This is a genomic window from Actinomyces sp. S6-Spd3, assembly GCF_000758755.1.
Lineage (GTDB): Bacteria > Actinomycetota > Actinomycetes > Actinomycetales > Actinomycetaceae > Pauljensenia.
The window spans coordinates 1-14720 of sequence record NZ_JRMV01000278.1 but is presented as its reverse complement, the minus strand read 5'-3'; the positions used below and the strand labels follow the sequence as shown (position 1 = coordinate 14720).

Genomic DNA, 14720 nt, shown 5'->3' with positions numbered 1-14720 from the left:
GGCGGCCCCAGACGAAAGTGTTACGGCCGATGTCGAAATTGTGCAGCGAACGCTCTGTTTGTGCGCCCCAGTAACGATCTGCGGCAACCTCAACGGTGCCCATGGAATCGGATTCGGTACGGGTTTCTTGTGCCACAGGTGGCTCCTTCGCGTAGGGCTTACGTACCCTCCTAGGATAGCGCCGCGCGCGCTGTGAGGTGTGGGGCACTCGTCCTAGTCGCGCGCGCGTGCCCCGATGTCCGCTCGGTGCAGGAGCCACCAGGCGCACGCGCACGACAGCGCGACCAGTGAGAGTGCCAGCGCGAAGGGCGACAGCGGCATCCAGCCGTACAGGGCCGTGGCGCTCACGGGGGCCACGATCCACGTGATCGCGCCGGTCGCGTTGATGACGCCGGCGATGCCGCCCTGCTCGCGTGCGCTCACCGCCAGGGATGCGCCCGCCGAGTAGCCGGGGGAGGCCATGCCCGAGGCGACGCCCATCGCGAACGTTGAGACAGCCAGCGCCCACAGCGACGGCGCGATCGTCAGGCACGTGAGGGCCACGAGGGCGAGCGTCATGCCGGCGCGCAGCAGTCTGCGCGGACTCCACCCCAGGCGCGGCACGACGATCAGCTGCATGAGCATGGCGCCAGCGGCGTTGGCCAGTAGCATGAGGGCGGTCACGGAGACGGCGGGCGCGGGATCGAGTCCGCCGCGATCCTGGACGAGAAAACCCATCGTGATCTGAACGACGCCGTTCGCAAAGTAGATGCCGAACACCGAAGCGATCCACGGGGCGATGCGCCGGTCGGTCCACCGCACGCGCGGGGGTAGGTCGGCGGTGGCCGTCGCACCGCTCGCGTAATTTGTCACCGGTTCAGTCGACGAGGCCGGGGCCGCTTGCTCGGATTCCGTGTTCCTGGCCGTCAGGCGGGGCAGGCTCCTCCTTGGGCGCGTCGATGCTCCGTCGCGGGGCAGCCAGAACAGGGCGATGGCCAGGGCGATGAGGACGAAAATCGGGGTGGCGTGCACGGGGCCGAAGATCCAGCAGGCTCCCAGTGCCGAGGAGACGAGGGAGCCGACCATGACTGACAGGTTGATCGCACCGGAAAACGCGGACGTGCCGCGCACGCGCGAGACCTCGTCGGGGGTCACCTCGGCGACGAGGGCCTGGCCCGTCGGCGGGATAGCCGCGACGGCCGCTCCGAAGAAGGGGCCGCGCGCCGCCATGATGGCGCCCGCCGCGAGGAAAGCGCCGATGTAACCGGCCGCTCGCGCCCACACAGCCGCGGAAAAGAGCGTGCCCGCCGTGAGTGCCAAGAACAGCGCCAACAGGATGACGCGCCTGCGCCCCCAGGCGATCGAGCGGCGCCCCCAGAACTGGCTGAGCGCCGTCACCGCGGCGGCCGCCAAGGACACGGCCGCGCCCACGATCCACTCGGGCAGGTTCAGAGCGCGCGACAGGGGAGCGATCGACACGTTGAGCATGTTCTGCGCCGTGTACGTAAACAGCGCGATCGCCACGAGCGCGCGCAGCGTCGGATTCGTCAGCAAAGGTGATGAGGGCACAGTGCATCCTACGACGAAGGCCCCGCGCGATGCGCGGGGCCTTGCCGGACAGGTATCGAAGCGGGGGGGAGCGTCGCTTAGCGCTGCACCCAGGTGCTCACCTTCCAGCGAGCGTCCCCGGAGCGCTCACGCCACTGCGCGTCACTGCGCTCCTCGTCCCTGCGCCACAGCGCCGGATCCAGCGGCGGCGCGTATACGAAGGTCGATCCCTCGGGAGCGCTCGCGGCCACGTCCAGCTCCAGGTCGGTCACCACGGCCTCGTCCAGGAGGGGAAGGGTCTGCGCGTAGAGCTGAGCCCCGCCCGTGATCCAGATGTAGGGGGCGTCCGTACGCGCCGTTTCCTCGCGAGCGATCTGAAGCGCCTCATCGACGGAGGAGACGACGAGAGCGCCCTCGGCCTCGTACCCGGGCCTGCGGGTGATGACGATGTTCGTACGGCCCGGCAGGGCGCGTCCGAGAGCCTCCCACGAGCGGCGGCCCATGATGATCGGGCAGCCCATCGTGGATTCCTTGAAGTGCCGGAAATCAGCGGGAACATGCCAGGACATGGCCGTGCCCGTCCCGATGATCCCGTTGCAATCCTGCGCCCAAATCGCCCCCAGCTTCGTCATACCGCGACCGGAGCCTTGATCGTGGGGTGATGCTGGTAGTCCGTCACCGAAATATCGTCGAAGGAGTACTCGAACATCGAGGGGGCCTTCGTGAGCTCCAGGCGAGGGAACGGGTACGGCTCGCGGCTCAGCTGCTCTCTCACCTGCTCCGTGTGGTTGGAGTAGATGTGGCAGTCCCCGCCCGTCCAAATGAAGTCGCCGACTTCCAGGCCCGCCTGCTGGGCGAACATGTGGGTGAGCAGCGAGTAGGACGCGATGTTGAAGGGCACGCCCAGGAACATGTCCGCGCTGCGCTGGTAGAGCTGCAGCGACAGGCGGCCGTCGGCCACGTACAGCTGGAAGAACGCGTGGCAGGGCTCGAGCGCCATCTGCGGCAGGTCGCCGACGTTCCACGCCGAGACCACCATGCGGCGCGAATCCGGGTTCGTCTTCAGCATCTCGAGGACCTGGGAGATCTGGTCGATGTGGCGACCGTCCCCGGCGTTCCACGAACGCCACTGGACGCCGTACACCGGGCCCAGCTCGCCGTTCTCGTCCGCCCACTCGTTCCAGATGCGGATCCCGTTGTCCTGGAGCCAGGACACGTTCGACGACCCCGACAGGAACCACAGGAGCTCGCCGACCACCGATTTGAAGTGCACGCGCTTCGTCGTGATCAGCGGGAAGCCCTTGGACAGGTCGTAGCGCAGCTGCGCCCCGAACAAGGAACGCGTGCCCGTGCCGGTACGGTCACCCTTGGGGGTGCCCTCGCGCATAATGCGCGCCAGCAGGTCCTCGTACTGGCGGTCGACGGCGCTCACGTCAGTCGATCCGCTCGTTGGTCCAGGTGCGCGAGGCCGGCAGGGCCTGGTCGACGACCGAGTGCTCGATCGTGCAGTTGCGCCCGATGGCGGACTCTGCGCGTCGCAGCAGGTCAGCGATCTCGTCCTCACTCAGCGCGGACATGTCCTGGACCAGCTCAACGTCCACGTGCGTGAAGCGGTCGCCCGCCTGGTCGTAGTCAGCGGACACGCCGACGAACTGCTCGAAGTCATCGCCGAGGCGGGCAGCCAGGCGCGCGTCCGAGCTCATTGCGTTGCAGCCCGCGATCGCGAGCTTGAGCAGGTCGCCGGGGGAGAAGAGGCCGGGGCCGTGGACGATACGGATCTCGGCGCCGTCCTGGTTGCGGGCGACGTACTGACGCACGCCCGTACGCTGCATGTACAGAGACTTAGGCGTATCACTCATGGGGTCTATTGTGTCCCCTCGTTGTCCCGTCTGTCGTCTGGGCACACCAACATCACTCCTGGCGGATGCGCGGCCTCGGGATGCTGGCCTTCTGCTGTATGCTTATGTGATATCTGTCAGCTGTTCTCAAGGGAGCGATCAGGAAAGCATGCAAGCTGGAGCAGTGGGGCTCGGTGGTATTACTCCCGGGACGCGTCTCTCGGGTTTAGTTGGTCGAGAAAACGTTGAAGTAATTTCCGTGCATGCTGTAGGGGAATCCGCGTCGGAAGTGATTTTCCGCGATGGTACCGGCGCCATCGATTCGCGCGTTTTGTCGGCGGATGATCTGGATCATATCGTGATTGCTGATGCTGACGGTCAACAGACGAAATATGATGCGGATCCCCGTGAATTTATGTTGGCAGCAGAGGCTCTGCGTATAAAAAATGCAGCGTTGTACGACCCGATGGCTGCGGTGTCTTCTTCGAATATCGAGCCGCTTCCCCACCAGATTCGTGCCGTTTATGAGCATATGCTCCCGCAGGTCCCGTTGCGATTCTTGCTGGCGGATGATCCTGGTGCTGGGAAAACTATCATGGCGGGGCTGTACTTGAAAGAAATGATGCTACGCTCCGACTGCGAACGTGCGCTTATCGTGTCGCCCGGTGGCTTGGCTGATCAATGGCAGGAAGAGCTGCAGACGAAGTTTGGACTCTCTTTTGATGTTTTGACAATGTCAATGGTCGAGTCTGCCCGGGGCAATGTGTTTGACGACCACCCGTACCTGATTGTTCGGATGGACCAGGTCTCACGTAACGAGCAACTGATGGATCAGCTGCGTGAAGTGAGCTGGGACGTTGCGATTGTCGATGAGGCCCACCGGATGAGCGCTCACTACACATCGTGGAATGGGGAAGTGAAAACCACCAAGCGGTTCACGTTGGGCAGAGTGCTGTCTCAGCGGGCGCAGCATTTCCTTCTGATGACCGCAACACCGCATGCGGGGAAAGAAGAGGACTTCCAGCTTTTTCTGACATTGCTGGATCGGGATCGTTTCGAGGGGCCTTATCGTTCAGAGAGGCATCGGACTGATACCCGTGGCCTGATGCGGAGGATGGTGAAGGAAGACCTGTTGACCTTTGAGGGGAAACCGCTTTTCCCAGAGCGTCGTGCATATACCGTTGGGTATGACCTGTCGGATGCTGAGCAAGAACTGTATGACCGGGTTAGCGAATATGTCCGTACAGAGATGGGGCGTGCGGATCGAATAGGGGAGCAAGGACAGTCACGTCGGCGTAATTCCGTCGGCTTTGCATTGACCGTTCTGCAGCGTCGTCTGGCCTCTAGTCCAGAGGCGATTACTCGCTCCCTTGAGCGTCGCGTGGAGCGACTTCGGCAGCGTCTGAATGAGATCGATCGCGTAGGCACCCGGGCCATCGGAGGCACTTCGCCGGGAGCGGATGAGCAGTTCTTCGATCCCTATGACCACGCGTATGCGACCATGGCTGACCTTGATGACTTCGACGATGCTGACGGCGACATGTCAGAAGCAGAACGCGCGCGTTTTGAGGAACGGATGGAACAGGTTGTCGACTCCGCGACTGCCGCATTAACGAAGGAAGAACTTGCTCGAGAAATTGGTGTTCTCGAGGAACTCGTCGCGCTGTCCAAATCGGTGTGGAACGCCGGTGATGACAGGAAGTGGAACGAGCTGCGTCAGATTCTGTCCGAGCAGCTTCTGACAGATCCAGACGGAGTGCCTCGCAAGATCATTGTGTTTACGGAGCATCGGGATACGATCAACTATCTCCAGCGTAGAATAGCCGCACATATTGGAAAATCCGAGGCAGTAGAAGTCATCCACGGTGGGACCTCCCGTGCCGCACGGTTGGCGATTCGTGAGCAATTTACGCACAACCCCAGTGTGCGGGTCTTGTTGGCCACGGACGCTGCCGGGGAAGGCCTAAACCTGCAACGCGCGCACCTCATGGTCAACTATGACCTGCCGTGGAATCCTAATCGCATTGAGCAGCGCTTCGGGCGCATCCATCGAATTGGACAGTCGGAAGTGTGCCATCTGTGGAACCTGGTGGCCAAAGGGACGCGCGAGGGTGATGTTTTCCTTACCTTGCTGTCGAAGATCGACCAGATGGATCAGGCATATATGGGAAAGCTGTTCCATGTGCTGGGCGGCGGGACTATCTTCGACAACAAGCCGCTGCGTGAGCTTCTTGTGGAAGCCATTCGCTATGGTGATCTGCCAGAGGTGCGCGAGCGCTTGGGTAGCGTCATTGATGAGTCTGTGTCCCACGGTCTCCAGGCTCTGATGGATGAGAGAGCACTTGTTCGAGACATGTCGACAGAGTCAAACGTGGAGGCTATCCGGGAGCTCATGGAGCGTGCTCGTGCCCGTCGACTGCAACCGGGTTACATCGAGGCGTTTACGCGATCTGCCCTGTGGCGTCTTGGTGTGCGCCTTGAAGCACGTGAACCAGGGAGATTCGAAATTCACCGCGTTCCCCCGCGGGTGATGCGAGCCGCGCGGATCCTGAATCCGGCTGCCCCGTTGCCGAAGCGTTATGAGCGAGTAACCTTCGTGCCTACTGGAGCATCGGACCCGAAGCTTGAAGTCTCGCTCATCGCACTGGGGCATCCATTGCTCGATGCACTTATCGCAGTCACGTTAGAGGATCTATCGCACATACTTGAGCGAGGAACAGTTCTTGTTGATCGCCGTGGCCTGGTCAATGAGCCAACGCTACTCGGCATTGTGGAAGAAACGATCACGGACGGGCTGCGCCATGTCGTGTCGCGCCACTTCGACTACGTTCTGTCGGGTACTACGGAAACTGTTAGCGAGATTCCCCCTTACTTGGATTGCGATGCACCCCGATCCGACGAGGTAGAGAATGCTCGGGCCTGCGAGGTTCCTGATCAGCATGGTCGGTTGGAACGGATCCGCTCTGCAGCATATGAGAAGGGTGTTCGGGTACGCATGAAGGAGATCCATGCGCAGCGCGATCATGAGATCGAGCGCACCCGCACTCAAGTCAAGGATCGTCTGAATGCTGAGGCTCAGCTGTGGTACGACCGTGCTGCTATGTCACACGACGAAGAATTGGCCGGAAGGACGCCGAGGACAAGTTCAGCATCAGCACAGCGACATGCTCGTGAGATGGAAGAGCGTTTGGAACGCAGGATCGGTGAGCTTGATGCTGCAGCTAAGTTGACAGCGAAATCGCCGCGTCTGTGCGCTCGCGCGCTCATTGTTCCCGAGGCCCTGGCAGGTGGGGGCCCGGCACCTTTCGCCCGCGATACCGCCGAAGTCGATCGACGGGCGGTTGCCGCGGTCATGAGGGTGGAGCGGGCACTGGGGCGCTCGCCCCAGGAGATGCCCCATTCGAATCCCGGTTTCGATATCTCTTCGACGGATGGGGCGGGCAACCGCGTGTTCATCGAGGTGAAGGGCCGCATCGAGGGGGCGCCGACGTTCACAGTGACGGCGAATGAGGTGGCTTTTGCTCATACCCAGGAAGGCCACCACGTGCTGGCTCTCGTGAGTGTGAGCCCTCGGGGAGCTGCCCACGATCAACTTCGGTACGTCTATGACGCGTTCGCACACATCGACCCCACCGTGACGACGCTCTCGTACAATGAGCGGTGGAACAAGTACTGGCAGCGCGGGATAGGTCCCGCGTGAGCCACAGGTATTGAGGAAAGCACTGTCATGAGGAAGAAACTCATCGAGACGTCCCTGCCCCTGGAGGCGATCAACGCCGCTTCGGCGCGTGAGAAATCCATCCGCCACGGGCATCCGTCCACACTGCATCTGTACTGGTCGCGTAAGCCACTCGCGACAGCTCGTGCCATCCTGTTCGCGCAACTTGTCGATGATCCTTCGTCGCGTCCCGAAGAATTCCCTACCACGGAAGAGCAAGATGCTGAGCGTGCACGTTTGCACGAGCTAATGAGTCGGTTAGTCGTATGGGAAAACAGCGCTGATAAAGCTCTGATGGACCAGGCACGCGCGGAGATTCGTCGTTCCAATGGGGGGAACATTCCTGCCGTCGTCGACCCTTTCGCGGGGGGTGGGTCCATCCCCCTGGAGGCGCAGAGGCTCGGGTGCCGCGCTGAGGCGTCGGACCTCAACCCACTGGCAGTTCTTATCAATAAAGCGCTGATCGATATTCCTCCACGATTTCGAGGAGGTGTCCCCGTTCATCCGGGGATCGCAGACCAGCACGGATACCAGGGTGCAGAGGGACTCGCGGAGGATATTCGATACTACGGAGAGGCGATGCGGGATGAAGCGGAGCGCCGCATCGGACACCTCTACCCAAAGGTCAAAGCGCCAGGGGGCACGGAACACACCGTGATCGCCTGGAAATGGGCGCGTACCGTTACCAGCCCAAACCCTGCCAATCCGATCGAAGTTCCACTGGTGAACTCCTGGTGGCTGTCAAAGAAGAAAGGGAAAGAAGCATGGGTTCGCGCGACAGTTCGTGATGGCCATGTCCACTACGAGGTTGTCCACGACGCGAACGGGCCAAAGGGAAGCGATGACGGGACGATTAGTCGTGGAAACGCGATTGCTGTCGGCGATGAAACCCCTATTGATATCAAATATATTCGGTCCGAAGCTCAGGTAGGGCGTTTGTCTGCCCACCTGATTGCGGTAGTCGCTGAAGATAGGTGGGGACGTCTGTACGTGTCTCCGACGGATGAACATTCTGATGCTGCGCATGTTGAACGCCCGGCAGACGTTCCGAATCAGTTGATTCCTACCCGAAACCATGATGTTGATCGGCTTCCCATGTACGGAATGCCGACATGGGCGGATGCATTTACGAACCGACAGCTGGTTGCGCTCACGACATTCTCAGATCTGGTGGGCGAGATGCACAAACGAGTTCTCTCTGACGCACTCGCATCGGGTTTGAACGAGGGCGAGTCTCTGGAAGCAGGCGGAACGGGCGCTCGTGCCTATGCGGACGCTATCGCCACTTACCTGGCGCTCGGAGTGAGTAGGATGACCGATTATTCGAATTCTCTGACAAGCTGGAATTCTTCGCGCGATGGACTTCGTAATTTGTTTTCTCGACAGGCGATTCCGATGGTGTGGGACTTCGCAGAGGCAAACCCATTTTCGTCATCATCTGGCAATTTCTTGGGCCAGGTTAAGTGGATCGCTGAGGTTGTCGAGCGTCTTCCTGCGGGTGGTGTGGGGCAGACCAGACACCAGAGCGCCGACGCGCGCGACTATTCGGGTCTCGTGGTCTCGACCGATCCTCCCTACTACGACAATATTGGCTACTCCGACCTCTCCGACTTCTTCTATGTGTGGCTGCGTCGGTGCTTGCAGGGAATTCATCCATCGCTGGTGTCAACGATGCTAACGCCTAAGGCGGAGGAGCTCGTCGCGAACCCCTATCGCCACGGCGGAAAAGATGATGCGGCCAAGTTCTTTATCGACGGCTTCAACACAGTATTTCATCGCATACGCCGGGGTGCAAACCCGGATGTGCCGATGACCGTCTACTACGCGTATAAGCAACAAGACAACGGCGAGGACGGCAAGACGTCGACGGGGTGGCATACCCTGCTTGACGGTCTCATTGGCGCGGGTTGGGAAGTGACGGCTACGTGGCCGGTGCGCAGTGAACGGAGTGGACGGATGCTGAGCGTCGGAACGAACGCGCTTGCCTCTTCGATTGTCTTGGCTTGCCGTCCCCGTCCCGATGACGCGCCGACGACAACACAGCGTGCCTTCGTACAGCGTATGAAGGCGGAGCTTCCGGAAGCTTTGCGGACCCTCATGCAGGGGGACATTGCCCCCGTTGACTTGGCGCAGGCCGCCATCGGGCCAGGCATCGCCGTGTTCTCCCGCTATGCACGCGTGCGCTCCGCTAGCGGAAAAGACATCGGGACACGTGAAGCCCTGGAACTCATCAACCGCACCCTCGACGAGGTCCTCGGGGAACAGGAATCCGATTTCGACCCCGACACGCGCTTCGCCGTGCGGTGGTACCGCCAATACGGGTGGCGGCCTGAGACATCGGGTATCGCCGATCAGCTGGCGCGGACCACCCAGACATCTATCGCGGAGCTTGAACGCGGCGGTATTTTCGTGACGGCAGGTGGAAAGGGGCGCCTACTCAGTATCAGCGAACTTGATACCGAATGGAACCCAAGCGAAGACTCTCGCCTCTCCATCTGGGAGGCAACCCTGCGGCTCGCCGCCTGCATGCAGTCGTCGGGTACTGAAAAAGTCGGTGAACTGGTCGCGCAGCTCCCGGCGAGTATTCCACTGTCCGCCATCAAAGAACTCGGATTCCTGCTCTTCCATGAAGCTGAGAGGAAGGGAGACGGTGAGGACGCGCAGGCCCTCAACGCCCTGGTCACCTCCTGGGGTGACGTAGCCTTGAAGGCCAAACAGTACGTACCGATCCTGACCGGTACCCAGTCCGAACTCGACATCTGATAGAGGAGACTCACGTGGCACTCACCAACAGCGATCGCATCGATCGAGCCTTTTCTTTGCTCTCTGAAGGCCTCCTCGACCTTGTCGACCCCGTGATGACGGAGGTTTTTCACTCGGAGGATTGGCCAACGCGTCTGGCGGAAGAAGATGCTCGTAAGTACGGCGGGTCAATTCGAACCCTTAGCAAAAACGATCCATACGTGCAGTTACGCGTCATTACCGAGCGAGGCAGAGCATTCTCCGACGTACTCAGTCGCACGCAACAGGCTTACGCCTCGGAGCTGCGCGAAGTGCGTAACCTATGGGCCCATAAACAGCCATTTTCAAGCGAACAGGTGTTGCGCGCCCTCGATACGATGGTTCTGCTGTTGCGCGCAGCGAACGCGCCAGACTCCGCCGCCGACGTAGAGGCGATCAAGCTGGAGCTGCAGCGCACCATGCTGTCCAAGCAAACGGACAGCGAGTACCGGAGGCGCACCGCCGTTAAACTGGAAGCTGGAGAAGGGCTCACTGCTTGGCGCGACCTCATCCGCCCCCACGAAGAGATTATGCGGGGTTCTTTTGCCTCCGCTGAGTTCGCCGCCGACCTGCATACGGTCGCCATCGGTGAGAACACGAACCGTGAATACACGGATCCCGTCGCCTTCTTCCAGCGCACCTACCTTACCGATGGTCTCACCGACCTCCTGGGCCGGGCACTGCGTAGGATATCCGGCCAGGAGGGCGCAAGCCCCGTTGTCAACCTGCAGACCAACTTCGGCGGCGGTAAAACCCACTCCATGCTGGCGCTCTACCACCTGTTCTCAGGGACACCCGCCGCGCACCTGCCCCAGGCCATCCAGGACATTATCGACAGCTCGGGCGTGGGAGCCGACGCCTTCGACGCCCTCAACGTGCGCCGCGTCGCCATCGTCGGTACCAGCCTGTCCCCGGCCTCGGGCTCCAAGAAAGACGACGGCACCCAGGTCAACACCATCTGGGGGGAACTCGCGTGGCAGCTGGGCGGACGAGATGCCTACGACATGATCGCTGCGGACGACGCCGCAGGAACCAGCCCGGGCGACGCTATCAGGCGTTTGCTCGAACGCCACGGCCCCGCCCTCATCCTCATCGACGAATGGGTCGCCTACGCGCGACAACTGGTCGACCGTGACGTGCCCGCCGGAGACTTCGAGACGCAGTTCAGTTTCGCCCAAGCCCTGGCCGAAGCTGTCGCCGCCGTGGACGGGTGCATGCTCCTCGTGTCAATCCCCGCCTCGGACGCCGCAGAAGCGGGGGAACAGGTCAACGACCTTGAAGTCGGAGGGCGTAACGGGCGCCTCGCCCTGGAGCGCCTCCTCAACGTTATCGGGCGCGTCGCCGACCAGTGGCGGCCCTCCACGAAGAACGAGTCCTTCGAAATCGTGCGTCGCCGCGTCTTCCAGGACCCCGACCCGGAGGCGCGCGGGCGCATCGCCACCATCGCCAAAGCATACGTGCGCCTCTACCGCGACAGCCCCGGCGCATTCCCCAAGGAAGTGGCGACAAGCGACTACGAGCAGCGGATCCGCGACTCCTATCCGCTGCACCCCGAACTGCTCGACCGTCTCTACGACGACTGGTCCTCCCTGGACCGCTTCCAGCGCACCAGGGGCGTCCTCAACCTGGTGTCCGACATCGTCCATGAGCTGTGGCGGGTGGACGACCGTTCCGCGCTCATCCAACCGGGCAGTGTGATGGCCTCCGCTTCGCGCATCAATCCTGACCTCACCCAGTACCTGCCCGACTCGTGGAAAGCGATCATCGACAGTGACATCGACGGGCCCGACTCGACGCCCGCTGCGATCGATGCTGATAGGCCCAACCTGGGGCACCGGCTGATCACGCAGCGCCTGGCGCGCACTGTCTTCTTTGGCTCGGCACCCAGGAGCGGTGCGAAGGCGAAGGGGCTGGACAAGAGGAATGTGTGGCTGGGCACTGCGGCCCCGGGGGACACCATCGGCAACTTCCCTACCGCCCTCGAGCAGCTTTCTCAGCGCTCCATCCACTTCTACGAGGAGAATGGGCAGTACTGGTTTGACACCCAGGCCTCCGTCCAGAAAACCGCCAACGAGTACGCTGAGCAGCTGCGTGAAGACCCGGAGACAGTGTACGCCGAGGTCCAACGGCGGCTCCAGCGTGAGTTCGCTTCCCAGCGAGGCGACTTCGCTGCCGTGCACGTGGCACCGGAAACCGGGGCGGACGTGCCCGACACCATGGAGACCCGTCTGGTCGTCGTCCACCCGCGCCACACGTGGCGTAGGAACGATCGCGACAAGAGCAGCGCCCACACGTGGATCATGGGAGCACTAGCGGGACCGGGCGCGCAGCGTATCCACAAGAACACCCTGGTGTTCGCCACCGCCGACTACGACGCTATGGACCGACTGGAGGCCGCGACACGCCAGTACCTCGGCTGGCGTCGAGTCAGCGATTCCGCCGACTCCCTTGACCTGTCTGCCCAGCAGTCCAGGCAGGCGAAGGAGAAAGCCGATCAGGCGGACGCGCTGGTCGCGGCCCTGCTGCGGGAGTCCTACGTGTGGGCAGTCTTCCCCGTGCAGGACGACCCGCGTGAGCCCTTGGCGCTGTCGGCGTCAAAAATCACAGGTTCCGGGCCGATCGCCACAGCGATCACCGAGAAGCTGCGCAGGGAGGAGGCACTGATCCCGCTCCTCGACGCCTCCTACCTCGGCCACGTGCTGAGCCAAGAACTCAAGAGCGTGTGGGAGCAAGACGGCGAGGTGAGCGTCAAAACCCTCTGGGAGTGGTTCACGAAGTTCCCCTACATGCTGCGCTTGAAGAACCGCCAGGTCCTTGACGATGCCGTGGCCGGTGCACCACTCAGCGTGTCACCGACCTTCGCCGTGGCCAGGGGCAAGGGTCCCGACGGCTCCTACGTGGGGCTCATCATCCCGCCGGACAACAACGCACACTTCACCGTCACGGACAACACGCTGCTGGTCTCGCTGGAAAAGGCGCGGAACCAGGTGGAGGCTGAGGAAGCGGCACGCGGACGCGGTGCGGCGGAGCCCGGGGGAACGATCGCGAACGATTCCACGGGAGTCGGCGACTCAGGGAGTGGGCCTACCGGCCCGGTTGACAACACGAGGACGCACCCGGGTGACAATGCGGTCGCACTGTCGCCGCAGCCCGGACCCCGGCGTTACTGGGCTTCCATCGAGCTGGAGGCCTCCGGTTTTAGCAAACAGTTGATCTCCATCAACACGGAGGTCCTGGACCATCTGCGTACTGCCGGCGCTCGGCTGTCAGTACGTCTGGAGATTGAGGCCGAAGCAGATCAAGAATTTGATAGCTCCGTGCGGCGTACCGTGAGTGAAAACTCGGCAAACCTCCGATTCCGCAGCTACGGCTTCGATGAATGATCCCGAAGCAAACGATCATGCCTCAACCGCAGATCCACAGACATGAAAAGCCTCCCATTCCCTAGACTTCAATTTCGATGTCCAAGAAACGGGAGGCAGATCAGGTCCAAACCGGGACATAACTGCGCGTGATACCCAGTAGGCTTACTTGTCAGCGGCGCTGGGGTGCGTCATATCCGCGGGAACAACCCATGCATCAAACTCTTCGGGCGTGACGAAACCGAGCTCCAGAGCGGACTCGCGAAGTGAAATGCCCTTGTGGTGGGCATTCTTCGCGATCTTTGAGGCCTTGTCGTAACCGATGTGGCGGTTCAGGGCCGTCACCTGCATGAGGTTGATATCCAGGTGGTGCTGAATCTTTTCGCGGTTCGGCTCAATGCCGTATGCGCAGTGGATATCAAAGGAAACGCAGGCATCACCCAGGAGACGGATGGACTCCAGAACATTCCATGCCATGACGGGCTTGAAAACGTTGAGCTGGAAGTTGCCCTGTGAACCAGCGAAACCGACGGTTGCATCGTTGCCGAAGACCTGGGTTGCGACCATAGTCATGGCCTCACACTGGGTCGGGTTGACCTTGCCGGGCATAATCGACGATCCGGGTTCGTTCTCGGGGATGATGAGCTCGCCGATGCCGTCGCGCGGGCCGGAAGCGTACCAGCGCACATCGTTGGCGATCTTCATGAGTGCATCTGCCAGAACACGCAGTGCGCCGGAAACCAATACCAGCGCGTCGTGTGCGCCCAGGGCTGCGAAGAGGTTATCGGCCTGCTTGAACTCGATGCCGGTTTCATCAGAAATCTTCTGTGCAGCCAGCTGACCGAATGCAGGGTGAGCATTGAGGCCGGTTCCCACCGCGGTTCCGCCAATTGCGAGTTCACGTGCGCGAGAATCCGCGTAGTGAATGCCATCAAGTGCGAAATCGATCTGCGCGACCCAGCCGGAAATAACCTGGCCAAGCGTAATGGGCGTTGCATCCTGCAGGTGGGTGCGGCCAACCATGACGACGTCGGCGTATTCCTTCGACTTCTTGTCCAGGGTGTTGCGCAGTTGCTCAACGCGCGGGTACATCGCCTGAAGCTCCTGGACCACAGCAATGTGCATTGCGGTGGGGAAGGTGTCATTTGAGGACTGGCCGCGGTTCACGTGGTCGTTGGGGTGAACGGGAGTCTTGGAGCCCATGACGCCGCCCGCAAGTTCGATGGCGCGGTTCGAGATCACCTCGTTGGCATTCATGTTCGACTGGGTGCCCGAACCGGTCTGGAAGACAACCAGTGGGAAATGGTCGTCAAGCTTGCCCTCAATGACCTCATCGGCGGCGCGTGCAATCAGGTCTGCGATATCTTGGGGCAGCTCGCCGAGTTCGGCGTTTGCCAGCGCAGCAGCCTTCTTCAGGGTTCCCAGTGCGCGCACCATCGGGCGGCCCCAGACGAAAGTGTTACGGCCGATGTCGAAATTGTGCAGCGAACGCTC

8 protein-coding genes are annotated in these 14720 nt (G+C 61.6%); 3 read left to right on the top strand and 5 right to left on the bottom strand.

Annotated features, from left to right (window positions below; genetic code table 11):
* Positions 1–213 precede the first annotated feature (213 nt).
* From HMPREF1627_RS06355 to HMPREF1627_RS06340, 4 genes are all read right to left on the bottom strand, one after another.
* Positions 214–1548, bottom strand: coding sequence for an MFS transporter (locus HMPREF1627_RS06355; RefSeq protein ID WP_034502157.1), 1335 nt, complete (start codon positions 1546–1548; stop codon positions 214–216).
* A 77-nt stretch (positions 1549–1625) separates the two neighbouring features.
* A complete protein-coding gene (locus tag HMPREF1627_RS06350) occupies positions 1626–2159 on the bottom strand; it encodes a dihydrofolate reductase (protein ID WP_034502156.1) in 534 nt (177 codons plus the stop codon).
* A complete protein-coding gene (locus tag HMPREF1627_RS06345; RefSeq protein WP_034502154.1) occupies positions 2156–2959 on the bottom strand; it encodes a thymidylate synthase in 804 nt (267 codons plus the stop codon). The genes HMPREF1627_RS06350 and HMPREF1627_RS06345 overlap by 4 nt, the downstream gene beginning before the upstream one ends.
* Before the next feature lies 1 nt (position 2960).
* Positions 2961–3386 (bottom strand): OsmC family protein, encoded by a 426-nt coding sequence (locus HMPREF1627_RS06340; protein ID WP_034502152.1) that lies wholly within the window; start codon positions 3384–3386, stop codon positions 2961–2963.
* Between the two features lie 148 nt (positions 3387–3534).
* On the opposite strand from HMPREF1627_RS06340, the gene HMPREF1627_RS06335 reads away from it, so the two are divergent.
* The 3 genes from HMPREF1627_RS06335 to HMPREF1627_RS06325 are packed head-to-tail and all read left to right on the top strand — an operon-like array spanning position 3535 to position 13247.
* Positions 3535–7065 carry a helicase-related protein gene (locus HMPREF1627_RS06335; protein ID WP_052040872.1) on the top strand — a complete coding sequence of 1177 codons (3531 nt, stop codon included), beginning with the start codon at positions 3535–3537 and terminating at the stop codon, positions 7063–7065.
* A gap of 27 nt (positions 7066–7092) precedes the next feature.
* Positions 7093–9846 carry a DUF1156 domain-containing protein gene (locus HMPREF1627_RS06330; RefSeq protein ID WP_081940783.1) on the top strand — a complete coding sequence of 918 codons (2754 nt, stop codon included), beginning with the start codon at positions 7093–7095 and terminating at the stop codon, positions 9844–9846.
* A gap of 14 nt (positions 9847–9860) precedes the next feature.
* Entirely contained in the window at positions 9861–13247 is a 3387-nt protein-coding gene (locus HMPREF1627_RS06325) for a Swt1 family HEPN domain-containing protein (RefSeq protein WP_034502149.1), read from the top strand.
* Between the two features lie 144 nt (positions 13248–13391).
* Here HMPREF1627_RS06325 and fumC read toward each other — a convergent pair.
* A partial coding sequence (gene fumC / locus HMPREF1627_RS06320) for a class II fumarate hydratase (RefSeq protein WP_034502147.1) occupies positions 13392–14720 on the bottom strand: 1329 nt, incomplete at its 5' end.